Below are 24,752 nucleotides of genomic sequence, written 5' to 3' on the forward strand. Positions count from 1 at the left end.
CCCGGACCCGCACTGCTCACGCGCCCGGGGAGTGAACGGATCCGGCCACGGACGGTCCACGCCCCCGGACGACCGGACCGGGGCACTCCGGAAAACGACGGGGGCGCCCCAGGGATTCCCCGGAGCGCCCCGTACGGGCCGGAGCCCGGTGTCAGACGGTGATCAGCGCCGTGAGCGGAGCGCCCTCGAGGGCCTGTTCCAGACGGGCACGGCCCGGCAGGAAGCCCAGTTCCATGAGGACGGCGACGCCCGCGACCTCGGCGCCCGCGCGGCGGACGAGCTCGATGGAGGCCTCGGCCGTGCCGCCGGTGGCGAGGACGTCGTCGATGACCATGACGCGGTCGTCCGCCGCCAGGTCCTCGGCGTGCACCTCGATCTCGGCGGTGCCGTACTCCAGCTCGTACGCCTGGCGGAGCGTGGCCCCGGGGAGCTTGCCGGCCTTGCGGACCGGGACGAAGCCCAGGCCCGCGTGGACGGCGACCGGGGCGGCCAGGATGAAGCCGCGGGCCTCCAGGCCGACGACCTTCGTCGCGCCGTGCGCGGAGCACAGCCCGGCGAGGACGCCGGTGAGGGCCCCGAACGCCTCCGGGTCCGCGAGCAGCGGCGTGATGTCCTTGAACAGCACGCCCGGCTTCGGGTAGTCCGGCACGTCGCGGATGCGGCTGAGCAGGAGTCCGGTGACGTCCTGGGCCCCGGCGGTCATCCTCGGTGCTCCTGGGCACGGCCCCGGCGGCCGGCGCGGGGGCCGACGACGGCGGCCTCGGCGCCGCCGTCGAACGCGTCCGGGCCGTCCGGGGACTCGCCCTTGGCGGCGGCACCGGCGCGCTTGGCCAGGATGCGCTTCCGGAGGGCCCTGATCGACGGCTCGCGCTCCTTGAGGTCGGCGACCAGCGGGGTGGCGATGAAGATCGACGAGTACGCGCCGGCCGCGAGGCCCACGAACAGCGACAGCGAGATGTCGTTGAGCATGCCGGCGCCGAGGACGCCGCCGCCGATGAAGAGCAGACCGGCGACCGGCAGGAGCGCCACGACGGTGGTGTTGATCGAGCGGACCAGGGTGCCGTTGATCGAGCGGTTGGCCATCTCGCTGTAGGTGAAGCGGGTCTGCTTCGTGATGTCCTTCGTCTGCTCCTTGAGCGAGTCGAAGACGACCACCGTGTCGTACAGCGAGTAGCCGAGGATCGTCAGGAGGCCGATGACCGTGCCGACGGTGACCTCGAAGCCGACCAGGGAGTAGATGCCCACGGTGATGGTGAGGTCGTGGATGAGGGCGATGAGCGCCGCGACCGCCATTCTCCACTCGAAGGCGATGGCCAGGTAGATCACCACGAGGATCATGAAGACCCCGAGGCCGGTCCAGGCCTTGTTGGCGATCTGCTCGCCCCAGCTGGGGCCGACCAGCTCGGCGGCGATCTTGTCCTCGGTGACGTTCAGGTCCTCGGCGAGCTCCGAGCGGACCTGGTCGGACTGCGCGGTGTCGAGGCCGCCGACCTGGATGCGCAGCGAGCCGTTGCCGAGCTGCTGGACGATCGCGTCGTGGCCGGAGGCCTCCTCCGCGTACTCCTGGGCCTGGCTGACGGAGACGTCCGTCTTCGGGGTGGTGAAGACGGCGCCGCCCTGGAACTCGATGCCCATGTTGAGGCCGCGGACGGCCAGGGCGACGATGGCGGTGATGGTGATCAGGACGGACAGGCCGTACCAGATCTTGCGGTTGCCGATGAAGTCGTAGCCGACCTCACCGCGGTGGAGTCGGGCGCCGAGATCTCCGAGCTTCGACATCTCACGCCTCCTTCGGGTCGACAGGGCCGGCGGGGGCGGTGGTGCGGCGGGTGCGGCGCAGCGGCGGCTTGGCGCCGAGGCGCTTCGGGTCCAGACCGGACCACGGGTGACCGTTGCCGAAGAACGTGGTCCGCGCGAGCAGCGTCATGACCGGCTTGGTGAAGAGGAACACCACGACGATGTCGAGCAGGGTGGTCAGGCCGAGCGTGAACGCGAAGCCCTGGACCTTGCCGACGGTGACGATGAAGAGCACGGCCGCGGCCAGGAACGACACGAAGTCGGAGACCAGGATGGTGCGGCGGGCGCGCGGCCAGGCGCGCTCGACGGCCGGGCGGAGCGTGCGGCCCTCGCGGAGTTCGTCGCGGATGCGCTCGAAGTAGACGATGAACGAGTCCGCGGTGATGCCGATGGCGACGATGGCGCCGCAGACGGCCGGCAGGTTCAGCGCGAAGCCGATGGCCGGGCCGAGCAGGGCCATGATCACGTAGGTGAGGAGCGCGGAGACGCCGAGGCTGAGGATGGCGATCAGCGACAGGCCGCGGTAGTAGGCGACCAGGTAGATGATCACCAGGGCGAGGCCGATGGCGCCGGCGATCAGGCCGGCTTCCAGCTGGTCGCCGCCGAGCGCGGCGGTGACGGTGTCGACGCTCTGGGTCTGGAAGGAGAGCGGCAGGGCGCCGTAGGACAGGATGTTGCCGAGGTCCTGGGCGGACTCCTGGTTGAAGTTGCCGGAGATCTCGGCGCTGGCGCTCAGCGTCTGGCGCACCGAGGGGGCCGAGACGACCTCACCGTCGAGGACGATCGCGAACCGGTTCTGGGGGTCGGCCTGCTGCGACAGCTTGCCGGTGATCGACTGGAACTTCTTCGATCCCCCGTCCGTGAAGTCCATGGTGACGATCCACATGCCGCGCTGCTGGTCGAAGACGCCCTTGGCGTCGTCGACGTCGCGGCCGTCCACCTCGGCCGGGCCGAGGATGTACTTGGACCACTGCCCCGGGGCGTCCTCACCGCAGGCCACGGTGGGCTGGTCCGCCTTGACGCCCTGGCCGGCGGCGGTGCGCTGCTTGGGGTCGAGGCAGTTCAGGGCGGCGAACTTCTGCTCGAGCGCCGCGGTGGCGGGGTCGGGCGTGGGGGTCGCCTGCGGGGTCCCGGTGGCCTTCGGCGTCGCGGAGGACGAGGGCGAGGCGCTGCCGGTGGGCGTCGGGCTCGGGGCCCTGAGGGCCTCGGTGAGCGCGCGGCCCCGGGTGGAGGCGGTGGCCGACGGGGTGGCCGACGACTTCTCGCCCGCGGTCGGGGCGGAGGCGGTGGCCGACGGCTTCGGCGAGGCCGAGCCCGAGGGAGTGGCGCTCGGGGCCACCTGGGGCGCGCCGTTCGTCACCGTGAGGACGGGCCGGAAGTAGAGCTGGGCGGTGGTGCCGACCTGCTCCCGGGCCTGCTTCTCGTTCGTCCCGCGGGGGATGTTGACGATGATGTTCTCGCGGCCCTGGGTCTGGACCTCGGCCTCGGAGACACCCAGACCGTTGACACGGCGCTCGATGATGTCGACCGCCGTGTTCATGTTGGTCTCGTTGACCGCCGACTCCTGGCCGGGATCCGCCTTGGCCTTGAGCGTGATCGACGTACCGCCGGCGAGGTCGATGCCGAGGCGCGGGGTGGTGTGCCCCGACCAGAACATGCCGCCGGTGAGTGCGACCATGGCGATCAGGATGAGTGCCAGGGCGCGGCCCGGCCGGCTCTGTCCCCCCGCCGGCCTTCGGCCCTTCTTCGGTGCTGCCACCTGTCGTATCTCCCTGTCCAACCGCCGCGCGACGGGTGTGCGCGACGGCCACGAAGTATGTGTGGGGACCATCCCCCGCAGACGTGGAACCGTTCGGGGGCGCGCGTACGCCGGTGGGCGTGCGCGCGGTCCCCGGTCGCGATTACTTCGCGTCGGTCTCGCCGTCGGTCTTGCCGTCCTTCTCCCCCTCGGTCGCGGCCTCGGCCGCGTCCGACTTCTTCGTCAGGTCGGCCTTGGGCGCGTCCTCGGCCGTGACGTCGGTGGCGCCGGTCAGCGAGGAGGCGTCGTCCGGGACGACGGTGCCGGAGTCCGAGGACCCCTCGCTGTCGTCGTCGCCGTGGACGATCCGGTTGTACTCGGAGTCCTCGAGGACCGCGCCGATCGCGTTCTTGGCGTAGACGGCGTGCACGCCCGGGGCGACCTCGAGGAGAACGGTCTCGTCGGAGATCTCCTTGACGGTGGCGTACATCCCCCCGATCGTGCGTACGCCGGTACCGGGCTGCATCTCATCACGCATCCGCGCCGCCTGCTGCTGCTTCTTCTTGGCGGAGCGGGTCATCAGGAACATGGCCCCGATGAGGACGATGAAGGGGAGGAGGGTCACGATGCTCACGGGACGGGTTTCCTTCGCACGGTCGCGGAGAGCCCGCGGCCTGATCTTCGGGGGTGGGCGCGCCGACCGGAAAGGGCGGCATCGGCGGAGTCTAGGCGAGTCCGCATCGCTGGAACAACGTCCAGCATCGCACCCCGGTTCCGGTCCGGGCGAGTGTCCGCACCGTCACGCCCCGAAGAGCCCCTGTTGTCCCGTTCCCGTGCCGCTCCCCGTGCCGCCCGGGCCCGCTGCCTGCGGCGGAACGAGGCCGAGGTGCGTCCAGGCGGCCGGAGTGGCGACGCGACCGCGGGGCGTACGGGCCAGCAGGCCCTCGCGTACGAGGAAGGGTTCGGCGACCTCCTCGACGGTCTCGCGCTCCTCCCCCACCGCGACCGCGAGGGTGGACAGGCCGACCGGTCCGCCGCCGAAGAGCTTGAGGAGGGCCTCCAGGACGGCGCGGTCGAGCCGGTCGAGGCCGCGGCTGTCGACCTCGTACACGCTGAGGGCGGCCTCGGAGATCTCCCGGGTGATCGTCCCGTCCGCCCTGACCTGGGCGTAGTCGCGGACCCGGCGCAGCAGGCGGTTGGCGATGCGGGGGGTGCCGCGGGAGCGTCCCGCGATCTCGGCGGCGCCGGCCGGGTCGATGGTGACGTCGAGGAGTCCGGCGGAGCGGTGGATGACGCGCTGGAGTTCGGACGGGTCGTAGAACTCCATGTGGGCGGTGAAGCCGAAGCGGTCGCGCAGCGGGGGCGGCAGGAGTCCGGCCCGGGTGGTGGCGCCGACGAGGGTGAAGGGGGGCAGTTCGAGGGGGATGGCGGTGGCGCCGGGGCCCTTGCCGACGATGACGTCGACGCGGAAGTCCTCCATCGCCATGTAGAGCATCTCCTCGGCGGGCCGGGACATGCGGTGGATCTCGTCGAGGAAGAGGATCTCTCCCTCCTGGAGGGAGGAGAGGATCGCGGCGAGGTCCCCGGCGTGCTGGATGGCGGGGCCCGAGGTGATGCGGATCGGGGCGTTCATCTCGGCCGCGATGATCATCGAGAGGGTGGTCTTGCCGAGGCCGGGGGCGCCGGAGAGCAGGACGTGGTCGGCGGTGGCACCGCGCTGCCGGGCGGCCTTGAGGACCAGGTCGAGCTGCTGGCGGACCTTCTCCTGGCCGACGAACTCGCTGAGGTCCTTGGGGCGCAGGGCCGCCTCGACGGCCTGGTCGTCGCCCTCGGCGGCGGCGTCGACGATGCGCGCCTCGGCGTCGTGTGCCTCGGCGGTGGTGTCGTCGTCCCAGTTCACGGTGGATGCCTTCTCGTTCGTACGGCCCGGCCGGGCGGGGTCGGGGGTGGTCAGCGGGCGCGGTTGAGGGTCTGGAGGGCGGCGCGGAGCAGCTGCGGCACGGGGGCGGTGCCGGTCTCGGCGAGGGCGGCCTCGGCCTGCGGGGTGACGGCGCCGACGGCCTCCTCGGCCTCGCGGCTCGCGTAGCCGAGGCCGATGAGGGCGGCGGCGAGCTGCTCGGTCCACGGGGCGGGGCCGGAGGCGACGCGCTGGGCGCCGACGAGGCCGCTGCTGCCGAGGGGGGTGCCGAGCTTGTCCTTCAGTTCGAGCAGGAGCTTCTGCGCGCCCTTCTTCCCGATGCCGGGGACGGCCGTGAGGGCCTTCTCGTCGCCGGTGGAGACGGCGAGGCGCAGGGCGTCGGGGCTGTGCACGCCGAGCATGGCCTGGGCGAGGCGGGGGCCGACGCCGCTGGCGGTCTGGAGGAGCTCGAAGACCTGCCGCTCGTCGTCGTCGGCGAAGCCGTACAGGGTGAGGGAGTCCTCGCGGACGACGAGGGAGGTGGCGAGCCGGGCGTCCTCGCCGATCCGCAGTCCGGCGACGGTCGCCGGGGTGCACTGGAGGGCCATGCCCACGCCGCCGACCTGGATGACGGCCGTGGTGGGGGCGAGGGCGGCGACCTGGCCGCTGACGAAGGCGATCATCGGGTTCGGCCTTTCACTGCGGACGCGTGTCGGGCGGCCGCTTCCTGGAGGCGGTTCTGGGCGGCCGCGGCCTGCTGGAGGCGGTTCTGCGCGGGGGCCCGCCAGATGTGGCAGATGGCGAGGGCGAGGGCGTCGGCGGCGTCGGCCGGCTTGGGCGGTTCGGCGAGCCGGAGCAGCCGGGTCACCATGGTCCCGACCTGGGCCTTGTCGGCGCGGCCGCTGCCGGTGACGGCGGCCTTGACCTCGCTGGGGGTGTGCAGGGCGACGGGGATGCCGCGGCGGGAGGCACAGAGCATGGCGACCGCGCTGGCCTGGGCGGTGCCCATCACCGTACGCACGTTGTGCTGGCTGAACACCCGCTCCACGGCGACGAGTTCGGGCGAGAAGCGGTCGATCCACTCCTCTATGCCCCGCTCGATGCCGACCAGGCGCATGCCGATGTCGGCGTCCGCGGGCGTCCGCACCACGCCGACGCCGAGCATGGTCAGGGGCCGTCCGGCGACGCCCTCGACGACGCCGACGCCGCACCGGGTGAGCCCGGGGTCCACTCCGAGTACGCGCACGTCGCCCCCTCTCTTCGATCTCCTGTTTGAGCAGGCTATCGGCTGCCACCGACAACGCGGCGGGCCGACGGGAGCGTGTCCCCGTCGGCCCGCCGCGAAAAGCAGGTGATCAGGCGTCGACCTTCGCCATGACCTCGTCGCTGACGTCGAAGTTGGCGAAGACGTTCTGCACGTCGTCGCTGTCCTCCAGCGCGTCGATCAGCTTGAACATCTTGCGCGCGCCCTCCTCGTCCAGCTCGACCTGCATGGTCGGGACGAAGCTGGAGTCGGCGGAGTCGTAGTCGATGCCGGCCTCCTGGAGCGCGGTGCGGACCGCGACCAGGTCGGTGGCCTCGCTGACGACCTCGAAGGACTCGCCGAGGTCGTTGACCTCCTCGGCGCCCGCGTCGAGGACCGCGCCCAGGATGTCGTCCTCGGTCAGCTCGCCCTTGGGGAGCACGACGACGCCCTTGCGGTTGAACAGGTACGAGACGGAGCCCGGGTCGGCCATGGAGCCGCCGTTGCGGGTCATGGCCACGCGCACGTCGGAGGCGGCGCGGTTGCGGTTGTCGGTGAGGCACTCGATGAGCACCGCGACGCCGTTCGGGCCGTAGCCCTCGTACATGATCGTGGCGTAGTCGACGCCGCCGGCCTCGAGACCACCGCCGCGCTTGACCGCGGAGTCGATGTTCTTGTTGGGGACCGAGCTCTTCTTCGCCTTCTGGATGGCGTCGAAGAGGGTCGGGTTGCCCTCGGGGTCGGCGCCGCCCGTGCGGGCCGCGACCTCGATGTTCTTGATCAGCTTCGCGAAGAGCTTGCCGCGCTTGGCGTCGATCACGGCCTTCTTGTGCTTCGTCGTAGCCCATTTAGAGTGGCCGGACATCTGCCTGTCTCCTTCGCGTAACCCTTTTCCGAACGAACCCCAGAGATCCTACCGGGATCGGATCAGCCCGCCGCGCGCACCATGTCGACGAACAGGGCGTGGACGCGGTGGTCGCCGGTGAGTTCGGGGTGGAACGAGGTCGCGAGCGCCCGCCCCTGCCGTACGGCGACGACGTGCCCCTCGTGCTCGGCGAGGACCTCGACGTCCGCGCCGACCGACTCCACCCAGGGGGCCCGGATGAAGACGCCCTCGACGGGGCCGTCCTCGACGCCCGCGACGGTGACGCCGGCCTCGAAGGACTCGTTCTGCCGGCCGAAGGCGTTGCGGCGGACGATCATGTCGATGCCGCCGAAGGTCTCCTGGCCCGAGCGCGGGTCGAGGATCTTGTCGGCGAGCATGATCAGGCCGGCGCAGGTGCCGTAGACCGGCAGGCCGGCGGCGATGCGCTCGCGCAGCGGCTCCATGAGGCCGAAGAGCGCGGCCAGCTTGGAGATGGTGGTGGACTCACCACCGGGAAGGACCAGGCCGTCGACCTCGGCGAGCTCCTCGGGGCGCCTCACCGGCCTGGCCACGGCGTCCGCCGCGGCCAGGGCGATCAGGTGCTCCCGTACGTCGCCCTGGAGGGCCAGGACACCAATGACGGGAGTGCTGCTCATCGGTGCTTACCAGCCCCGGTTGGCGTAGCGCTCGGCCTCGGGGAGGGTGTCGCAGTTGATGCCGACCATGGCCTCGCCCAGGTTGCGGGAGGCGTCCGCGATGATCTTCGGGTCGTCGTAGAAGGTGGTGGCCTTCACGATGGCGGCGGCGCGCTTGGCCGGGTCGCCCGACTTGAAGATGCCGGAGCCGACGAAGACGCCCTCGGCGCCGAGCTGGCGCATGAGCGCGGCGTCGGCGGGGGTGGCGACGCCACCGGCGGAGAAGAGGACGACCGGCAGCTTGCCGAGCTCGGCGACCTCCTTGACGAGCTCGTACGGGGCGCGCAGGTCCTTGGCGGCGGCGAACAGCTCGTTGTTGTCGAAGCCGCGCAGCCTGGCGATCTCGTTCTTGATCTGGCGCAGGTGGCGGACGGCCTCGACGACGTTGCCGGTGCCGGCCTCGCCCTTGGAGCGGATCATGGCCGCGCCCTCGGCGATGCGGCGCAGGGCCTCGCCCAGGTTGGTGGCGCCACAGACGAAGGGGGTGGTGAAGGCCCACTTGTCGGAGTGGTTGACCTCGTCGGCCGGGGTGAGGACCTCGGACTCGTCGATGTAGTCGACGCCGAGGGACTGCAGGACCTGGGCCTCGACGAAGTGGCCGATGCGGGACTTGGCCATCACCGGGATGGAGACCGCGCCGATGATCTCCTCGATCATGTTCGGGTCGGACATGCGGGCCACGCCGCCGTCCTTGCGGATGTCCGCGGGGACCCGCTCCAGGGCCATGACGGCCACGGCGCCGGCGTCCTCGGCGATCTTCGCCTGCTCGGCGTTGACCACGTCCATGATCACGCCGCCCTTGAGCTGCTCGGCCATGCCGCGCTTCACGCGCGCGGTGCCGGTCTCGGGGGACGAGGAGGGGGTGGAAGGCGTGGTGGACACGGATACCTCACTGGTGACAACGGGGGTTGACGACAGAAACGAGGAAACAGGCCACCGGTGGGCCACGGCAAGGGCCAATGTGGACCCGGTGGCTCGTTTTCGCAGGTCGAAAGGATCAAGCCGGGCGATCGGCAAGGGCCACCGGCGGTTCGTCGTCCATTTCGAAGGCCAGCGGGAAGGGTGCGTGGCCCGCGAGCCGGAGCCAGCGGACCGTGCGGTGGCGGCGCAGGGCGCGGGCGGCCCGTACGGCGTCGTTGTGGAAGCGGCGGGCCATCGGCACCCGGCGCACGGACTGCGCGAGCTCCCCCGCGGCCTCCTCGCCGCCGGGGGCCTCCCGTACGAGCTCCATCTGCTCGGGCTCGCCGAAGACGGCCCGCAGCGCCTGGCTGAGCTCGCTCTCGGCGACCTCCCGCTGGTCCTCCTCGGCCTGCCGGGCGGCGTGCGCGGCCTCGTACAGGACGATCGAGGCGGCCGGGTCGAGGACCCCGGAGGTGGCCAGCTCCTGGGTGACCGAGGCCCGGCGCAGCAACTGCGCGTCCAGGGCCGCGCGCGCGGCGTCGATGCGCGAGTGCAGCCGGTCGAGCCGCCCGGCGGTCCAGCTCAGGTAGACGCCGATGACGATCAGCGCGACGACGGTCCAGATCAGGGTTTCGGTCACGGGCGCACAGGCTACCGGGGCGGTGGCAGCACGCCTTTCCAGAGGGCGTGGTCGTGGGCGAACAGGACACGGGCCGGGCGGCCCGCCGCCAGTTCGGCGAGCCGGTCGAGCCACGGGCGGTACGGGGTCCCGAACTCGCCCGCGACGTCGTACGCCTGGCCCGCGAGGACGGTCACGCGGTCGCCGTGGTCGAGGAGGAGCGACTGGTGCCCCTCGGTGTGGCCGGGCGTGGGCACGACGAGGACGCCGGGCGCGATCTCGTGCTCGCCGTCCAGCTCCTCGTACCGGACGCCGGGCAGGAGCGAGTCGACGGTGTGCCCGCCGGCCCGGGCGAGGGCGAGTTCGGTGCGCTGGACGAGGACGGGGGTGCCGGGAAAGCGCTGGTTGCCGCCGATGTGGTCGAAGTGCAGGTGGCAGTTGACCACGGTGTCCACGTCGGCGGGGCCGACGGTGAGCGGCCTGCGGACCGGCCGGTAGTGGGCGTCGGTCTCGGGCGAGCCGGTGCCCATGCCGGTGTCGAGGAGGAGCGTCCCGCGCGCGTGCCGCACGAGGTACCCGAAGACGGGCTCCACGCGCGCGTGGGGGCCGCCCCACTCCTCGGTGGGGCGGGTGAAGTGCCCGAGGTCGAGCCGGTGCACGGTGATCGAGGTCATCGCCCCAGCCTGCGACGCGGGACCCGGCGGGCGGTGGTGTTCAGCCGGAGGCGTACGGCCTCGGTTTCAGCCGGAGGCGTACGGCTCCGGCTCCCGTCTCCGCCGTACGGACGGACATGGGCGGCTCTGGCCGCTACAACCCCAACCGGGCCCGCAGGCCGCCCACCCGTTCGTCCGTGTCCACGGCCGCCGCACCGTCCGTGACGGTCTCGTAGACCGCGAGGACGTCCGCGCCGACGGTGGACCAGTCGAAGCGGCGGACGTGGGCCGAGCCGCGGGTGCTCAGCTCCTTGCGGCGCTCCTCGTCGCCCAGGAGGCGGATCGCCGCGTCCGCGAGGGCGTCGGCGTCCTCGTTGGCGAAGAGCTCGCCCGCGCCGCCCTGGTCGAGGACCTGCGCGAAGGCGTCCAGGTCGGCGGCGAGCACGGGCGCGCCGGCCGACATCGCCTCGACGAGGATGATGCCGAAGCTCTCGCCGCCGGTGTTGGGCGCCACGTACACGTCGACGCTGCGCAGCAGCCGCGCCTTGTCCTCGTCGCTGACCATGCCGAGGAACTCCACCCGGGAGCGCATCTCGCGCGGCAGCGAGGCCACCGCCTCCTCCTCGTCACCGCGTCCGGCGACCAGGAGCCGCGCCCCGGGCCGCTCGGTGAGGACGCGGGGCAGGGCCTTCATGAGGACGGGCAGGCCCTTGCGGGGCTCGTCGATCCGGCCGATGAAGCCGAGGGTCTCGCCCTGCCACTCCTTCTTCGGCTCGGCGCGGGCGAAGAAGTCCACGTCGACGCCGTTGGGGATGACGACGGCGTCGCCGCCGAGGTGCTCGACGAGCGTGCGCCGCGCGTACTCGCTGACGGCGATCCGCGCGCTGATCTTCTCCAGGGCGGGCTGGAGGATCGGGTACGCGGCGATCATCGCCCGCGAGCGCGGGTTCGAGGTGTGGAAGGTGGCCACGATCGGCCCCTGCGCCGCCCAGCAGGTCAGCAGCCCGAGCGAGGGCGAGGTCGGTTCGTGGATGTGGACCACGTCGAAGGCGTTGTCGTGCAGCCAGCGGCGCACCCGCGCGGCCGACAGGAAGCCGAAGTTGAGCCGGGCCACCGAGCCGTTGTACGGCACGGGGACGGCCCGCCCGGCCGAGACCACGTACGACGGCAGCGGGGTCTCGTCGTCGGCCGGGGCCAGGACGGAGACCTCGTGGCCGAGCCGGATCAGGTGCTCGGCGAGGTCGCGGATGTGGAACTGGACGCCGCCCGGCACGTCCCAGGAGTACGGGCAGACGATCCCGATCCTCACGCCGCCCCGCCCTCTCTCCGCCCCGGAGCCCGCTCGCCGGGGCCCCGCCCCGCCGCTCCCCGGTCCTCCGCTCCCCGGTCCTCCGAGACCGCGTCGGAGTCCCGTCCCGCCGGGTCCCGCTCCTCCAGATCCGCGAGCCACAGCCGCTGCAGCATGTGCCAGTCCTCCGGGTGGTCCGCGATGCCCTCGGCGAAGGCGTCGGCGAGGGCCTGGGTCATGAGGGCCGTCTTCTCGGACCGTGTGCCCGTCCCGGGCACGTCCACCGGTGGGTGGACCCGGCCCTTCATGACCGGTGTGTCGTCGTACCAGAGCGTCACCGGCAGCAGCAGGGCGCCCGTGTGCTGGGCGAGCATCGCCGGGCCCGCCGGCATCCGGGCGGGCTCCCCGAAGAAGGTGACCTCCGTGCCGGAGGCGGACAGGTCCCGGTCCGCGACCAGGCAGACGAGACCGCCGGCCCGCAGCCGCCGCGCCAGCGTGCCGAAGGCGGCACCGCCGGCGTGCGGCACGACCTCCATGCCCAGGGATTCGCGGTAGGCGACGAACCGGTCGTACAGCGACTCCGGCTTGAGCCGCTCCGCGACCGTGGTGAAGGGCACGCCGAGCGAGCGAGTCGCCCACGCGCCCGCCAGGTCCCAGTTGGCCAGGTGCGGCAGGGCGAGGACGACCCCGCGTCCGGAGGCGAGGCCTTCCTGGAGGCGGTGGATGTCCTTGATCTCCACCCCGCGCTCGACTCGCTCCCTGCTCCAGTTCGGCAGCCGGAAGGACTCCATCCAGTACCGCATGTACGAGCGCATGCCGGCCCTCGACAGCTCGGCGAGCCGCTCGGGCGTGGCATCCGGCACCACGCGCGCGAGGTTGGACTCCAGACGCAGGACGCTCGTGCCGCGCCGCTTCCACGCGAGGTCGGCGATCCGTCGGCCGAGGCCCGCGGCCACCGGCTCGGGAAGCTTCTTCACGGTCGCCCAGCCGAGCCCGTACAGGCCGTCGCTCAGCCGGTCCTTGAGGTCGCTCACGACGCCGCCCCGCTTCCCCCGGCCGCGGCGGCGTCCGCCTCGGCCGACTCCCGCCGTACGGTGACCACCCGCTGTCCCAGGGTGACGGCGCTGCCGACGGCCACGATCCACAGCGCGATCGGCAGCAGCACCTGGATGCCGGGGACGCCGAAGGCGTGCAGTCCGGCCAGTCCGGCGGCGACGAGCGAGATGACGAGCCGCTCGGCGCGCTCGACCAGGCCGTTGACGGCGACGGGCAGGCCGATCGACTCGCCGCGGGCCTTGGTGTACGAGACGACCTGGCCGCTCGCCAGGCAGAAGATCGACACGGCGCACATCACGTCGTTGTCGCCCTTGCCCGCGTACCAGAGCGCGAAGCCGCCGAAGATCGCGCCGTCCGCGACCCGGTCGAGCGTCGAGTCGAGGAAGGCGCCCCAGCGGCTGGAGATCCCCGCCTGCCGGGCCATGTTGCCGTCGACGAGGTCGGAGAAGACGAACAGGGTGATGACGATCGTGCCCCAGAAGAACTCGCCGCGGGGGAAGAAGACCAGCGCACCGGCCATCACCCCCGCCGTGCCGATGAGCGTGACCGCGTCGGGGCTGACGCCCCTGCGGAGCAGAAACGCGGCGAACGGTGTGAGGACACGCGTGAAAAAGGCACGCGCGTACTTGTTCAGCATGGCCTTCCCGAGGTTCGGTGGGCCGCGCGGCCCCTACGACCACCGGCCCGCCCATCGTAGCCACGCGCGCCCCCGGCTACCGGCGGGTACCCGCCCCGCCGCGTCGGCGTCCCCCCGAGGACCTGTCCGGCGGACCCCGGTCACCGGACGGCCGCCGCCCGCCGCGCCCCGGACGGATGGACGCGCCCCGGTGTCGGTGCCAAGCTCGAAGGACCACCACGAGGCACCGCGGGCACCGCGGACGCCGCACCGCCGCGACACACCGCTCCCCCGCGCCCGCGTCCCGCCGCACCGTGCGAGCAGTCGGGAGGAACACGTCATGGGTGACAGGGCGAAGACACCCGCCGGGGCCGCCGGCAGGGCTCCGACGGCCGACCGGCCCTCGGACGTACGGAACGTGGTGCTGGTCGGCCACAGCGGATCGGGCAAGACGACGCTCGTCGAGGCCCTCGCGCAGACCGCGGGCGCGCTCAACCGGGCCGGACGCGTCGAGGACGGCGGCACGGTCTCGGACTACGACGAGATCGAGCGGCGCCGCCACCGCTCCGTACAGCTCTCGCTCGTCCCGGTCGGCTGGGACGGCCACAAGATCAATCTGATCGACACGCCCGGGTACGCCGACTTCGTCGGGGAGCTGAGGGCCGGTCTGCTCGCGGCGGACGCGGCCCTCTTCGTCGTCTCGGCCGCCCAGGAGGCCGACGCCGTCGCCGCCTCCACGCGCGCGCTCTGGGAGGAGTGCGCCGCCGTCGGCATGCCCCGCGCCATCGTCGTCACCCACCTCGACACCGCCCGCACCGGCTTCACGGAGCTGACCGGGGTGTGCGCCGGGCTCTTCGGCCACGACGACCCGGACGCCGTCCTCCCCCTCCACCTGCCGGTGCACGGCCCCGAGGGCGCCGACGGGCACGCGCCCGCGACCGGCCTGATCGATCTGCTCACCGGACGGCTCCTCGACTACTCCACGGGGGAACGGCGGGAGGAGCCGCCCGACGGGAGCCGGCGGGAACCCGTCGCGGAGGCCCGGGCCCGGCTCATCGAGGGGATCATCGCCGAGAGCGAGGACGAGACCCTCATGGACCGCTACCTCGGCGGCGAACCGATCCCCCCGGAGACCCTCCTCGTCGACCTGGAGAAGGCCGTCGCCCGGGGCGCCTTCCACCCGGTCCTCGTGGCCGCCCCCGCCGCCGAGGGCGGCACCCGGGGCCTCGGCACCGTCGAACTCCTGGAGCTGATCGTCCGCGGCTTCCCCTCCCCCCTGGAGCACGGGCCGCGCGCCGTCACCACCCCCGACGGACGGCCCCGGCCCCCGGTCGTCTGCGACCCCGAGGGGCCCCTGGTCGCCGAGGTCGTCAAGACCGCCGCCGACCCCTACGTGGGCCGGATCTCCCTGGTCCGGGTCTTCTCCGGCACCCTGCGCCCCGACGAGACCGTCCACGTCTGCGGCCACGGACTCACGGACGCGCCGGGGACGGAGACGCGCGCGGACACCGGCGAGCAGGACCTCCACGAGGCCGACGACCGGATCGGCGGGCTCACCTCCCCCTTCGGCAGGCAGCAGCGCCCCGTGGAGCACTGCGTCGCCGGGGACCTCGCCTGCGTCGCCCGCCTCGGGCACGCGGAGACCGGCGACACCGTCTCCGCCGAGGACGACCCGCTCCTGATGGAGCCGTGGACCCTGCCGGAGCCGCTGCTGCCGCTCGCCGTCCGGGCCCACGGCAAGGCCGACGAGGACCGGCTCTCCCAGGGCCTCGCCCGGCTGGTCGCCGAGGACCCGGCCCTGCGGCTCGAACAGAACCCGGACACCCGGCAGACGGTCCTGTGGTGCCTGGGCGAGGCCCACCAGGACGTCGCCCTGGAGCGCCTGCGCGAGCGCCACGGCGTACGGGTCGACGCCGTGCCGTACGAGGTGGCGCTGCGCGAGACCTTCGGCGGCGCCTCCTCGGGCCGGGGGCGGCACGTCAAGCAGTCCGGCGGCCACGGCCAGTACGCCGTCTGCGAGATCGACGTGGAGCCGCTGCCGCCGGGCAGCGGCGTCGAGTTCGTCGACAAGGTGGTCGGCGGCGCGGTCCCGCGCCCCTTCGTCGCCTCCGTGGAGAAGGGCGTGCGCGCCCAGGCCGCGCGCGGGATCGCCACCGGCCATCCGCTCGTCGACGTCCGGGTCACCCTGCGCGACGGCAAGGCCCACTCCGTCGACTCCTCCGACGCCGCCTTCCAGACGGCCGGCGCCCTCGCGCTGCGCGAGGCGGCCGCCGACGCCCCCGTCCGCCTCCTGGAGCCGGTGGACGAAATCGGGGTCCTCGTCCCCGACGAGTACGTCGGCCCGGTCATGAGCGACCTGTCCGGGCGGCGCGGCCGCGTCGTCGGCACCGACCGGGCGGGTCCGGGGCGGACCCTCGTGCGCGCCGAGGTGCCGGAGACCGAGATCGTGCGGTACGCGGTCGACCTGAGGTCCGTGTCGCACGGCACCGGACGGTTCGACCGCGCGTACGCCCGGCACGAGCCGATGCCGCCCCACCTGGCGGAGAAGGTACGGCAACGTGCCTGAAACCGCTCCCGATTGACGGCCCGACAGCCGCGGCCGCCCGTTCCGCCGCCGCGGGGCGGGCGGCATTCGGCCGTCCCCCCGCACTCCGGTGACGCGTCGGGGGGTACCCGGTTACGCTGGGGTGCCCAGCTCAGAAGGTGTGCGGGGCACCGCAGTTGGGAAACAGCCCGCACAGGGACTCGGCGCGATGGGGGCGGCAGTGGCGATGGACGGTTTCGGACTCGGGGCGCAGGTCCCCCTCCAGGGCTCGGACGGGCAGACGGCGGCGACCCACGCCCTGGCCTCCGCCGCGTACCGCGACGGCCCCGTCGACAAGATCCTGGACGCCGACAACGAGCTGTACAAGTCGAAGGTCACCCCGGGCAAGTGGCACAAGCTCTTCCGCCCCGACCTCGGCGAGGCCTTCTCCCGCGCCGTCCAGGTGCGGATGCTCGGCGGAGCCCGCGGCGCCCTCGTCCAGTCCTTCGGCGTGGAGCCCCAGCCCGTGGTGGTCCACTGCCTGGCCGCCAACCGCATCCGCAAGCAGCGGGACGTGAAGCTGACCCTGATCACGGTCCTCTGCGGGGTCCTCTTCCTGCCCGGTCTGCTGCTCTGGCTCGCCGTGATCCAGCTCCGCCGGTTCGCCGCCGGCTCCGACAACAGGAGCACCGGCTTCCTGGGCACCGCGGTGCTCGTCGCCGCCGGGTTCCTCGCCCTGCTCGTGATGTTCAAGCTGCCCTTCGCCGGGGTCCTGCCGACCTATCTGCGCCTCATGCTGGTGGCCCCGGTCGTCGGCTGGTTCCTCGCCCGCCGCGTCGTCGAGAGGACCGCCGTCGAGCTGCGCGAGCGCTGGAGCGCCCTGCTCGGCGGCGGCGGCATCGGCGCCAAGATCCCCGAGGCGGCCCCCCGCGACCCCGGCGAGAAGGCCGCCGAGGAGCTCCGCCAGAACCTGGAGAAGCTCTCCGCCGAGCAGCAGTCCAACATCGTGTTCTACGCCGGCCCCAAGGGCATCCTCGGCCTGGGCACCCGCTGGGGCAGCTGGACCCTCGCCGAGGAGCTCGTCCCCCTGCCCGGCAAGGAGATCCACGACTTCCGCACCTGGGACGTCGTCCGCAAGATCCACGAGCAGCTCACCCTCCTGGAGCGCGGCTCGCTCAAGAGCGGCTTCCCCAAGCCGACGGTGAAGCACTGGATCGTCGTCCCGGTGGGCGAGGGCGCCGACTCCGTCACCCGCCCCGGGGGCGACAACATCGTCCACTACCAGGTGAAGCCCCACGAGATACAGCGCATCTGCAACGAGCAGCAGTTCGGCGCGGGCAACCGCCACTACCTGGGCGTGCAGTTCACCCTGTGGGACGGGAACCTCGTCCTCACCATGATGGTCACCGTGACCTCGCTCCACCACACGCTCCGCGTCGAGGTCACCGGCCACGCCCTCGGCCCCGTCCACGGCCTCTTCAACGACAAGCCGGCGGCGAAGACCAAGGTCGTCTCCAAGTCCGTCCGCTTCTGGGAGACCCGCGAGGTCAAGCTGCCGCTGACCACCACCGACGACGTCGTCCGGACGGCCGTCCGCGCCCCGTTCACCTGGTTCCCGCCGGTCCTGGAGTTCCTCGGCGGCAAGCTCGTCCTGCCGGAGCCCTTCGGCCTGCGCCACGTCTGGGCCGGGCCGCTCTGGAAGAACCGCTTCATGGCCGACGACGCCATCCGCATGGCGACCCCGGTGCTGCGCGCGGTCCACAAGGCCACCATCAAGGTCCTCGACGAGCACAACGTCGACACGGAGCGCTTCACCAACCGCTCGCTCGTCCTCGGCGGCGGCGTCCAGGAGGCGAGCCCCCGCAAGGCCGACGTCTACGACGCCTGACCGGCCGCCCGTACCGGACGCGAGGACCCGGCCCCGTACGGAATCGGGGGCCGGGTCCTCGCGCGCGTACGGATCAGACCCCGGCCGGCCAGGCGTCGGCCAGCATCGCGCGGGTGTCCGCGAGGAGCTGCGGCAGCACCTTCGTGTGTCCGACGACCGGCATGAAGTTGGTGTCCCCGCCCCAGCGCGGCACCACGTGCTGGTGCAGGTGCGCGGCGATGCCGGCGCCCGCCACCGCGCCCTGGTTCATGCCGATGTTGAAGCCGTGCGCGCCGGAGGCCGCCCGCAGCGCCACCATCGCCCGCTTCGTGAAGTCGGCCAGCTCCGCAGTCTCCGCCGCGTCCAGGTCCGTGTAGTCGGCGACGTGCCGGTAGGGGACGACCATGAGGTGGCCGCCGTTGTACGGGTACAGGTTGAGGACCGCGTACACGCTCTCGCCGCGCGCGATCACCAGGCCGTCCTCGTCCGACTTCGACGGAATCGAGCAGAACGGACAGCCGTCCTCGGCACCCGGCCCGGTCGGCTTGTTCTCGCCCTGGATGTACGCCATCCGGTGAGGCGTCCACAGGCGCTGGAACGCGTCCTGCGTCCCCACTCCGATCTGCTGCTCCGGCTCAGTCGTCATGTCGTGCAGCATATTGCGTCGTCCGTTCGGAACGTGTCGCCGGGGCGAAGGATCCCTCCGCCGTCCATGCTGGTCCGATGAGCGACAGGCCACCGCCCCCGTCCCGGCAGGAGCGCTGGGACCGCCGCATGGAGACCCCGCTCGCCGTGGCCTCCCTCGCCTTCCTCGCCGCCTACGCCGTCCACGTCCTCGCCCGCCGCCTCCCGGAGGTCTGGCACGGCGTCTGCCTCGCGGTCACCCTCGGCGCCTGGGCCTTCTTCGTCGTGGACTACCTGGTGCGGCTCCGGCTGAGCGGCCTCGCCCCGCACCGCTTCCTGCGCGCCCATCCCCTCGACACCCTGGTCGTGGTCCTGCCCCTGCTGCGCCCGCTCCGGATGGTGAAGCTGTACGACCGGGTCCAGCGCCGCCACGGCCCGAGGCTCGGCCTCTACGGGCGCGTGATGGTCTATTCGGGCCTCAGCGTGTCCCTGCTCGGCTTCGCGGGATCGCTCACGGTCTACCACCACGAGGTGGGCGCCCCCGGCGCGACGATCGTCACCTTCGGCGACTCGGTGTGGTGGACCTGCGCGACGCTGGCGACGGTGGGATACGGGGACGTGTCCCCGGTGACCCCGGTCGGCCGGGTGACGGCGGTGGGCCTGATGGCCTGTGGCCTGGCGCTGCTGGGGGCGGTGACGGGTTCGTTCTCGTCCTGGCTGATCCAGACGTTCACGCGGGAGGACGAGAAGCGGACGGACGCGGAAAGGCCCCCGGGGGATTCCCCGGGGGCCTGACCCCCGCTCGCGCGGGGACCGCGTCACACCTGAACGCGGCTCTCCACCACGTCGACGAGCTTCGCCAGCGCCGCGTCGCGCGGGATGCCGTTCTCCTGCGACCCGTCGCGGTAGCGGAAGGAGACGGTGCCGGCCGCCATGTCGTCGTCACCGACGATGATCATGAACGGAACCTTCTGCTTCTGCCAGGTCCTGATCTTCTTCTGCATCCGGTCCGAGGACGCGTCCACGTCGACCCGCAGCCCCAGCTTCTTCGCCTCGGCCGCGAAGTCCTGGAGGTACTCGACGTGCGAGTCGCCGATCGGGATGCCGGCCGCCTGCACGGGCGCCAGCCACGGCGGCATCGCGCCCGCGTAGTGCTCCAGGAGCACGGCGAAGAACCGCTCGATCGAGCCGAACAGCGCGCGGTGGATCATGACCGGACGCTGCTTGGTGCCGTCCGGGGCGGTGTACTCCAGGTCGAAGCGCTCCGGCAGGTTGAAGTCGAGCTGCACGGTCGACATCTGCCAGGTGCGGCCGATGGCGTCCCGCGCCTGCACCGAGATCTTCGGTCCGTAGAACGCGGCGCCGCCCGGGTCGGGGGTCAGCGGGAGGCCCTGCTTCTCGGCGACCTGCTGGAGGACCGCGGTGGCCTCCTCCCACGCGTCGTCGGAGCCGACGAACTTCTCCGGGTCCTTGGTGGACAGCTCCAGGTAGAAGTCGTTCAGACCGTAGTCGCGGAGCAGGTCCAGGACGAAGGTGAGGGTCCGGTCCAGCTCCTCCGCCATCTGCTCGCGGGTGCAGTAGATGTGCGCGTCGTCCTGGGTGAAACCGCGGGCCCGGGTCAGACCGTGGACGACGCCGGACTTCTCGTACCGGTACACGGTGCCGAACTCGAACAGGCGCAGCGGCAGTTCACGGTAGGAGCGGCCGCGCGCGTCGAAGATCAGGTTGTGCATCGGGCAGTTCATGGGCTTGAGGTAGTAGTCCACGCCCTCGTCGAGCTGCATGGGGGGGTACATGCCCTCGGCGTACCAGTCGAGGTGACCCGACTTCTCGAAGAGCTTCCCCTTGGTCGCGTGGGGGGTGTAGACGAACTCGTAGTTCGCCTCCTCGTGCTTCTTGCGCGAGTAGTCCTCCATGACCCGGCGGATGATGCCGCCCTTGGGGTGGAAGACCGCGAGGCCGGAGCCGATCTCGTCCGGGATCGAGAAGAGGTCGAGCTCGTTGCCCAGCTTGCGGTGGTCGCGCTTCTCGGCCTCGGCGAGGAAGTCGAGGTGCGCCTTCAGCTCGTCCTTCGACGGCCAGGCGGTGCCGTAGATCCGCTGGAGCATCGGGTTCTTCTCGCTGCCGCGCCAGTAGGCGGCCGCGTTCCGCATCAGCTTGAACGCCGGGATGTTCCGGGTGGTCGGCAGGTGGGGACCGCGACAGAGGTCCTTCCAGCACAGCTCGCCGGTCTTGGCGTCGAGGTTGTCGTAGATGGTCAGCTCGCCGCCGCCCACCTCGACGTTCGCGCCGTCGTCGGTCGACGCGGAGCCCTTGATGCCGATGAGCTCCAGCTTGTACGGCTCGTCGGCGAGCTCCTCGCGGGCGGCCTCGTCGGTCACCACGCGGCGGGCGAAGCGCTGACCCCGCTTCTGGATCTCCTGCATCTTCTTCTCGATGACCTTGAGGTCCTCGGGAGTGAAGGGCCGGTCGACGTCGAAGTCGTAGTAGAAGCCGTCCCGGACCGGCGGGCCGATGCCCAGCTTGGCCTCGGGGAAGATCTCCTGCACGGCCTGGGCCATGACGTGGGCGGTCGAGTGGCGCAGGATGTCGAGACCGTCCGGGGAGGAGATCTCGACGCCCTCGACGACGTCGCCGTCGGCGAGCTCGTACGACAGGTCCTTCAGCTCACCGCCGACGCGGGCGGCGACGATCGTACGGTCGTCGGCGAACAGGGCGCCGGCGGTGGTACCCGCGCTCACCGCCCTCTCCTCTGCTTCCGAGGCGGACTGGACGGTCACACGGACATCAGACACTGGTGCTCCATACATCGGGGCGCCGACAGACACGAGGTGCCGGCGCCGGCGGTGCGCGACAGAGACGAGGTGCCGCGCACCGCCGATCCTACGGGCTCGGCCGGACGCCCGTCCTCGGCGTTTCCGGCCCCGGCCCCGCCCCGCCTCAGTCCTCCGGCCCGCAGGCCTCCTCGAAGAAGTCGAGGTTCTCGTGGAGCGCCTTCATCAGACGGTCCCGCTCCGTCTCGTCGACCTGGACGGGGACGACCTCGGAGGCGTCGGTGAGGCGGCGGAAGCCGCCCCGGCTCTCCAGCCGCCCGGAGACCCGGATCGGCAGTCCGACGAGATGGGCGTGGCCTGCGGTGCGGTACGCCTCCTCGTCGAGGGTGACGCGGACGTGCGGGACCTCGGCCCCGCCGAGCACGCGGAGCCGGACGGTGCCCGCGCCCCGGGGCCCGGAGCGGCGCATGCGGACGACGGCGCCGGTGAGGCGGACCGGTACGGAGGGCTCGCCGGTCCGGTAGCGGGCGCTCGCCTCGCGCAGGGCGGGCAGGTCGCCGGGCGAGAACTCGACCGGTTCGGGCCGGGCCGCGCACCCTTCGGGCGGTCCGGCGGTCGGGGCCCACTCCAGGGCGACGCGGGCGCCCTCGGTGCCCCGGACGAGGGCGACGAGGGCCTCGGTGAGCTCGCGGCTGACGCCCGCCCCGACGGCGGCGTCGAAGGCCTCCGTACCGCCGGTGGCCCGCCGGTAGTCGACGGCCTCGCGGGTCGCGTGGAGCGCGTGGTGGAGCCGGACGGCGATCGGGCGGCCCGGTTCGACGGGCAGGAAGGCGGTGAGGCCGCGCCCGTCGGGGGACGCGCCGACGAGGACGCCCTCCAGGGAGGCCCGGGCGGGGCGCCGGTGCCGGGCGCCGTAGTAGCCGGCCCGGCCGCGCACGGCGAGGGCGCCGGCCAGGAGGAGCTGGCGGGCGGCCGAGCCGAGCTGCTCCCGCGCGGTCCAGGGGACGGTGCCGGCGGGGCCGGGGGGCACGTCGCGCCACCAGCGGATCTCGTCGCCGGGCACGGCGAGGCCGGTGAGGATCTCGCGGGCGGAGGGCGTGGCGCTGTGGGCGAGGGCGGCGAGGGCCTCGCCGAGCAGGTCCTCGCAGTCCGGGAAGGCGCGGCTCTCGGGGACGAGGAGGCTCGTGCCGCTGCCGGTGCCGGGCGGGGTCCAGCGGCTGTACCGGCCGGCCGCGCCGCCGCGCCGCCGCCAGCCGTGGCGGGCGAGCAGGGCGCCGAGGACCCGGGGATCGACGCGGCCGGGATCGGGCGCGTCGTGGGCACCGTCCCAGGACCCGGCGGGCGGCGGGCCGGGGATCCCGGGCCGGGGCGCGGGGGCGCCGCTCCGGGGCCCCGGGGGGTCCCCGGGGGCCGGGTGCGGCCGGCAGGGCGGGGGGACGGAGCCGTACCCGGCGCCGTCCCCCTCTCCGTCGAACCCCTCTCCCCCGTGTCCGGGGCCGTCGATCGGTCGGTGCATCAAGGTCTCCCTCCCACCCCGACCCGGGTCATGATCTCGCAGAGCGCCCGGTCGTCGAAGATCCGTGTCGTCGGAATGCGCACGGTCGTCCGGCGCCGTCCCGTGACCGGGTGTCCGGCCAGGTTGGTCCAGTAGCAGCAGTGCCGCAGGTCGAGCCGGTCGTGACCCGCCCTCAGCCAGTCGTCCCGCGACCTCGGGACGAGCATCACGACCAGGATCTTGTGCACGGACACGGGGGTCCGGGCGAGCTTCACCAGGTGGTCGTTGTCCAGGGTGAAGGAGAACGTGCTCCCCTGCGGGCGCGGCGGTATCTGGTAGGTGCACTTGAGCTGCACCTTGATGGTCACCTCGTCGTCGACGGTGTGGCCGGGAGCGCTGTGGCTCACGTGCCAGTCGATGCCGTTGTCCGGAAAGGGCTGGGACAGCGAGCAGCCCGCCGCGGCCGCGACGGCGTGCAGGTATCCCACCTGGAGGGTCTCCATGCAGGCGGTGGTGGCGAGTGAGCCGCGCGTCGGTGCCGCCCGCTGGGGCGGCAGCCCTCCCGACTCGGGCTGGGCGAGCGCCATGTCTTCTTCCTTCCCCGTCCCTTCTGTTGTGACCGGTCCGCGTACGGCGCAAACAGTCCGGGTATCACCGTTTCGGGGCAGGGGGTTGGCCATCTGCCGCACGTGTGCAGGGAGTTCGGGGATGACGATGCACTGGTACGAAGGGCCCCTGGCGGCTTTCGACACGGAGACGACCGGAATCGACGTCGAGGGCGACCGGATCGTCTCGGCCGCCCTGGTCGTGCAGGACGCGGCCGGGGCGCGGCCGCGGGTGACGCGGTGGCTGGTGAATCCGGGCATACCGGTGCCCGCGGAGGCCACCGCCGTGCACGGCCTGACGGACGATCACCTCCGGCGGAACGGCCGGTGGCCGTCCCCGGTGATGGAGGAGGTGGCGCGGGCGCTGTCCGAGCAGGCCGCGGTGGGACGTCCGCTGGTGGTGATGAACGCGCCGTTCGACCTGACGCTCCTGGACCGGGAGCTGCGGCGGCACCGGGCCTCGACGCTGGACGCCTACCTGGCGGGCACTCCCCTGTGCGTGCTCGACCCGCGGGTCCTGGACAAGCACCTGGACCGCTACCGCAAGGGGCGCAGGACGCTGACGGACCTGTGCGCCCACTACGAGGTGGAGCTGACGGGGGCGCACGACGCGGCGGCGGACGCGACGGCGGCGATGGACGTCGTACGGGCGGTGGCGCGGCGCTTCGCGTCCCGGCTCGAACGGCTGACGCCGGCGGAGCTGCACACGCTCCAGGCGGTGTGGCACGCGGCCCAGGCGCGGGGCCTCCAGGCGTGGTTCGCGCGGCAGGGGACGCCGGAGACGGTGGATCCGTCGTGGCCGCTGCGGCCGGAACTGCGCGCGGCGGCATGACCCGTGGGCGGTGCGCGCAATGACAGAGGCCGGTCCGTCTTTCGACGGACCGGCCTCTCCCGGTGGGCGATACTGGGATCGAACCAGTGACCCCTTCGGTGTGAACGAAGTGCTCTCCCGCTGAGCTAATCGCCCGGGAACGGGTTGAACCATACAGGCCTCCCGGCCCTTCCTTCAAACCGATCGCAGGTGGGCGGCGAGCCCCCGTCTTCCGCCCCGCATCATCAGGGCGTGGTTGGCACGGAAGACGGGCCTGCCGGGGACGGCGAGGGCCCGCAGGAGCCGGGCGCGGACCTCGACCTCCTGCTCGTACAGGACGCGGGTGCCGGTCCCCTCCGACGCGAGGGTCCAGCGGGCCCGGCCCTCCAGGTCTCCGCCGAGGCCGATCTCCAGGACCCGGGCCGCGGGGTCGCGGCGCAGGGCGCGGACGGTGACGACGAGGTCGTACGGGAGGAGGGAGCGGAAGCGGGCGGTGCCGGAGGTCTCGCCGTGGGGGACGACCTCGCGCACCTGGGGCCACCAGCGGGGGTAGTCCTCGGCCCGTTCGAGGACGGCGTAGACGCGGTCGGGCGGGGCGTCGAGGCGCCAGACGCAGCGGAAGCGGTACCGGTACCAGTCCATGGCCCCAGTGTGGGTGTACTCAGGCGGGAATCTGAGTACGGGT

The 24,752-nt window shown here is 72.6% G+C and carries 24 protein-coding genes and 1 tRNA gene; 4 read left to right on the forward strand and 21 right to left on the reverse strand.

Annotated elements, in window-relative coordinates:
- Positions 1 to 151 precede the first annotated feature (151 nt).
- The 15 genes from ACFY7E_RS14150 to pgsA all read right to left on the reverse strand — a co-directional run bounded on the left by ACFY7E_RS14150 (position 152) and on the right by pgsA (position 13,388).
- The gene (locus tag ACFY7E_RS14150) at positions 152 to 703 is read right to left on the reverse strand and encodes an adenine phosphoribosyltransferase (RefSeq protein WP_389484450.1); all 552 of its coding nucleotides are present in this window, start codon (positions 701 to 703) and stop codon (positions 152 to 154) included.
- Positions 700 to 1,779, reverse strand: coding sequence for a protein translocase subunit SecF (gene secF / locus ACFY7E_RS14155; RefSeq protein ID WP_389484453.1), 1,080 nt, complete (start codon positions 1,777 to 1,779; stop codon positions 700 to 702). Before secF ends, ACFY7E_RS14150 begins: the two co-directional genes overlap by 4 nt.
- Position 1,780: 1 nt before the next feature.
- Positions 1,781 to 3,556: a protein translocase subunit SecD gene (gene secD / locus ACFY7E_RS14160; protein WP_389484456.1), complete on the reverse strand. Its 1,776-nt coding sequence runs from the start codon at positions 3,554 to 3,556 to the stop codon at positions 1,781 to 1,783.
- Positions 3,557 to 3,698: 142 nt separating this feature from the next.
- A complete protein-coding gene (gene yajC, locus ACFY7E_RS14165; protein ID WP_389484458.1) occupies positions 3,699 to 4,169 on the reverse strand; it encodes a preprotein translocase subunit YajC in 471 nt (156 codons plus the stop codon).
- A 165-nt stretch (positions 4,170 to 4,334) separates the two neighbouring features.
- Complete coding sequence (ruvB, locus tag ACFY7E_RS14170) at positions 4,335 to 5,435, reverse strand: Holliday junction branch migration DNA helicase RuvB (protein ID WP_389484461.1); 1,101 nt, start codon at positions 5,433 to 5,435, stop codon at positions 4,335 to 4,337.
- A 50-nt stretch (positions 5,436 to 5,485) separates the two neighbouring features.
- Complete coding sequence (gene ruvA, locus ACFY7E_RS14175) at positions 5,486 to 6,115, reverse strand: Holliday junction branch migration protein RuvA (RefSeq protein ID WP_383440426.1); 630 nt, start codon at positions 6,113 to 6,115, stop codon at positions 5,486 to 5,488.
- Entirely contained in the window at positions 6,112 to 6,678 is a 567-nt protein-coding gene (ruvC, locus tag ACFY7E_RS14180; protein WP_389484464.1) for a crossover junction endodeoxyribonuclease RuvC, read from the reverse strand. Before ruvC ends, ruvA begins: the two co-directional genes overlap by 4 nt.
- Before the next feature lie 109 nt (positions 6,679 to 6,787).
- Positions 6,788 to 7,540, reverse strand: a complete 753-nt coding sequence (locus ACFY7E_RS14185; RefSeq protein ID WP_389484466.1) for a YebC/PmpR family DNA-binding transcriptional regulator — start codon at positions 7,538 to 7,540, stop codon at positions 6,788 to 6,790.
- A 62-nt stretch (positions 7,541 to 7,602) separates the two neighbouring features.
- The gene (gene pdxT / locus ACFY7E_RS14190; RefSeq protein WP_383440432.1) at positions 7,603 to 8,196 is read right to left on the reverse strand and encodes a pyridoxal 5'-phosphate synthase glutaminase subunit PdxT; all 594 of its coding nucleotides are present in this window, start codon (positions 8,194 to 8,196) and stop codon (positions 7,603 to 7,605) included.
- Between the two features lie 6 nt (positions 8,197 to 8,202).
- Positions 8,203 to 9,117 carry a pyridoxal 5'-phosphate synthase lyase subunit PdxS gene (gene pdxS / locus ACFY7E_RS14195; protein ID WP_383440435.1) on the reverse strand — a complete coding sequence of 305 codons (915 nt, stop codon included), beginning with the start codon at positions 9,115 to 9,117 and terminating at the stop codon, positions 8,203 to 8,205.
- Positions 9,118 to 9,232: 115 nt separating this feature from the next.
- A complete protein-coding gene (locus ACFY7E_RS14200; protein WP_383440437.1) occupies positions 9,233 to 9,775 on the reverse strand; it encodes a hypothetical protein in 543 nt (180 codons plus the stop codon).
- Positions 9,776 to 9,786: 11 nt separating this feature from the next.
- Positions 9,787 to 10,428: an N-acyl homoserine lactonase family protein gene (locus ACFY7E_RS14205; protein ID WP_389484469.1), complete on the reverse strand. Its 642-nt coding sequence runs from the start codon at positions 10,426 to 10,428 to the stop codon at positions 9,787 to 9,789.
- Positions 10,429 to 10,561: 133 nt separating this feature from the next.
- A complete protein-coding gene (locus ACFY7E_RS14210; protein ID WP_389484471.1) occupies positions 10,562 to 11,716 on the reverse strand; it encodes a glycosyltransferase family 4 protein in 1,155 nt (384 codons plus the stop codon).
- Positions 11,713 to 12,729 carry a phosphatidylinositol mannoside acyltransferase gene (locus tag ACFY7E_RS14215; RefSeq protein WP_389484474.1) on the reverse strand — a complete coding sequence of 339 codons (1,017 nt, stop codon included), beginning with the start codon at positions 12,727 to 12,729 and terminating at the stop codon, positions 11,713 to 11,715. Before ACFY7E_RS14215 ends, ACFY7E_RS14210 begins: the two co-directional genes overlap by 4 nt.
- Positions 12,726 to 13,388 (reverse strand): phosphatidylinositol phosphate synthase, encoded by a 663-nt coding sequence (gene pgsA / locus ACFY7E_RS14220; protein ID WP_389484477.1) that lies wholly within the window; start codon positions 13,386 to 13,388, stop codon positions 12,726 to 12,728. The genes ACFY7E_RS14215 and pgsA overlap by 4 nt, the downstream gene beginning before the upstream one ends.
- A 319-nt stretch (positions 13,389 to 13,707) precedes the next feature.
- Between pgsA and ACFY7E_RS14225 the strand changes: the two genes are divergently transcribed.
- Positions 13,708 to 15,933, forward strand: a complete 2,226-nt coding sequence (locus ACFY7E_RS14225; protein ID WP_389484479.1) for an elongation factor G-like protein EF-G2 — start codon at positions 13,708 to 13,710, stop codon at positions 15,931 to 15,933.
- A 187-nt stretch (positions 15,934 to 16,120) separates the two neighbouring features.
- Positions 16,121 to 17,779: a hypothetical protein gene (locus ACFY7E_RS14230; protein WP_389484482.1), complete on the forward strand. Its 1,659-nt coding sequence runs from the start codon at positions 16,121 to 16,123 to the stop codon at positions 17,777 to 17,779.
- Between the two features lie 73 nt (positions 17,780 to 17,852).
- Here the strand turns inward: ACFY7E_RS14230 and ACFY7E_RS14235 are convergent, their stop codons facing one another.
- Positions 17,853 to 18,416 carry an HIT family protein gene (locus ACFY7E_RS14235; protein ID WP_383440458.1) on the reverse strand — a complete coding sequence of 188 codons (564 nt, stop codon included), beginning with the start codon at positions 18,414 to 18,416 and terminating at the stop codon, positions 17,853 to 17,855.
- A gap of 65 nt (positions 18,417 to 18,481) precedes the next feature.
- Between ACFY7E_RS14235 and ACFY7E_RS14240 the strand changes: the two genes are divergently transcribed.
- Positions 18,482 to 19,177 (forward strand): potassium channel family protein, encoded by a 696-nt coding sequence (locus ACFY7E_RS14240; RefSeq protein ID WP_389484484.1) that lies wholly within the window; start codon positions 18,482 to 18,484, stop codon positions 19,175 to 19,177.
- A gap of 23 nt (positions 19,178 to 19,200) precedes the next feature.
- On the opposite strand, the gene thrS is transcribed toward ACFY7E_RS14240, so the two are convergent.
- The 3 genes from thrS to ACFY7E_RS14255 all read right to left on the reverse strand — a co-directional run bounded on the left by thrS (position 19,201) and on the right by ACFY7E_RS14255 (position 23,238).
- Positions 19,201 to 21,177 (reverse strand): threonine--tRNA ligase, encoded by a 1,977-nt coding sequence (gene thrS, locus ACFY7E_RS14245; RefSeq protein ID WP_383440464.1) that lies wholly within the window; start codon positions 21,175 to 21,177, stop codon positions 19,201 to 19,203.
- A 145-nt stretch (positions 21,178 to 21,322) separates the two neighbouring features.
- On the reverse strand, positions 21,323 to 22,672 hold the full coding sequence (locus tag ACFY7E_RS14250; RefSeq protein WP_389484486.1) for a hypothetical protein: 1,350 nt from the start codon (positions 22,670 to 22,672) through the stop codon (positions 21,323 to 21,325).
- A complete protein-coding gene (locus ACFY7E_RS14255) occupies positions 22,672 to 23,238 on the reverse strand; it encodes a DUF4365 domain-containing protein (protein ID WP_062758507.1) in 567 nt (188 codons plus the stop codon). The genes ACFY7E_RS14250 and ACFY7E_RS14255 overlap by 1 nt, the downstream gene beginning before the upstream one ends.
- Before the next feature lie 121 nt (positions 23,239 to 23,359).
- Between ACFY7E_RS14255 and ACFY7E_RS14260 the strand changes: the two genes are divergently transcribed.
- The gene (locus tag ACFY7E_RS14260; protein ID WP_389484488.1) at positions 23,360 to 24,088 is read left to right on the forward strand and encodes a 3'-5' exonuclease; all 729 of its coding nucleotides are present in this window, start codon (positions 23,360 to 23,362) and stop codon (positions 24,086 to 24,088) included.
- Positions 24,089 to 24,151: 63 nt separating this feature from the next.
- Here the strand turns inward: ACFY7E_RS14260 and ACFY7E_RS14265 are convergent.
- Positions 24,152 to 24,223: transfer RNA gene (locus ACFY7E_RS14265), tRNA-Val, on the reverse strand.
- A 39-nt stretch (positions 24,224 to 24,262) separates the two neighbouring features.
- Complete coding sequence (locus ACFY7E_RS14270) at positions 24,263 to 24,709, reverse strand: SRPBCC family protein (protein ID WP_389484490.1); 447 nt, start codon at positions 24,707 to 24,709, stop codon at positions 24,263 to 24,265.
- Between the last annotated feature and the right edge of the window lie 43 nt (positions 24,710 to 24,752).

It is taken from the genome of Streptomyces sp. NPDC012825 (genome assembly GCF_042900925.1).
In the GTDB taxonomy this organism is placed as follows: Bacteria; Actinomycetota; Actinomycetes; order Streptomycetales; family Streptomycetaceae; genus Streptomyces.

Excerpts from the sequence above, each read along its gene's own strand:
- ACFY7E_RS14150 (WP_389484450.1), bottom strand. The coding sequence starts at position 703 with ATGACCGCCGGGGCCCAGGACGTCACCGGACTCCTGCTCAGCCGCATC.
- secF (WP_389484453.1), bottom strand. The coding sequence starts at position 1,779 with ATGTCGAAGCTCGGAGATCTCGGCGCCCGACTCCACCGCGGTGAGGTC.
- ruvA (WP_383440426.1), bottom strand. The coding sequence starts at position 6,115 with ATGATCGCCTTCGTCAGCGGCCAGGTCGCCGCCCTCGCCCCCACCACG.
- ACFY7E_RS14185 (WP_389484466.1), bottom strand. The coding sequence starts at position 7,540 with ATGTCCGGCCACTCTAAATGGGCTACGACGAAGCACAAGAAGGCCGTG.
- pdxT (WP_383440432.1), bottom strand. The coding sequence starts at position 8,196 with ATGAGCAGCACTCCCGTCATTGGTGTCCTGGCCCTCCAGGGCGACGTA.
- ACFY7E_RS14205 (WP_389484469.1), bottom strand. The coding sequence starts at position 10,428 with ATGACCTCGATCACCGTGCACCGGCTCGACCTCGGGCACTTCACCCGC.
- pgsA (WP_389484477.1), bottom strand. The coding sequence starts at position 13,388 with ATGCTGAACAAGTACGCGCGTGCCTTTTTCACGCGTGTCCTCACACCG.
- ACFY7E_RS14225 (WP_389484479.1), top strand. The coding sequence starts at position 13,708 with ATGGGTGACAGGGCGAAGACACCCGCCGGGGCCGCCGGCAGGGCTCCG.
- ACFY7E_RS14230 (WP_389484482.1), top strand. The coding sequence starts at position 16,121 with ATGGGGGCGGCAGTGGCGATGGACGGTTTCGGACTCGGGGCGCAGGTC.
- ACFY7E_RS14235 (WP_383440458.1), bottom strand. The coding sequence starts at position 18,416 with ATGCTGCACGACATGACGACTGAGCCGGAGCAGCAGATCGGAGTGGGG.
- ACFY7E_RS14240 (WP_389484484.1), top strand. The coding sequence starts at position 18,482 with ATGAGCGACAGGCCACCGCCCCCGTCCCGGCAGGAGCGCTGGGACCGC.
- ACFY7E_RS14250 (WP_389484486.1), bottom strand. The coding sequence starts at position 22,672 with ATGCACCGACCGATCGACGGCCCCGGACACGGGGGAGAGGGGTTCGAC.
- ACFY7E_RS14255 (WP_062758507.1), bottom strand. The coding sequence starts at position 23,238 with ATGGCGCTCGCCCAGCCCGAGTCGGGAGGGCTGCCGCCCCAGCGGGCG.
- ACFY7E_RS14260 (WP_389484488.1), top strand. The coding sequence starts at position 23,360 with ATGACGATGCACTGGTACGAAGGGCCCCTGGCGGCTTTCGACACGGAG.
- ACFY7E_RS14270 (WP_389484490.1), bottom strand. The coding sequence starts at position 24,709 with ATGGACTGGTACCGGTACCGCTTCCGCTGCGTCTGGCGCCTCGACGCC.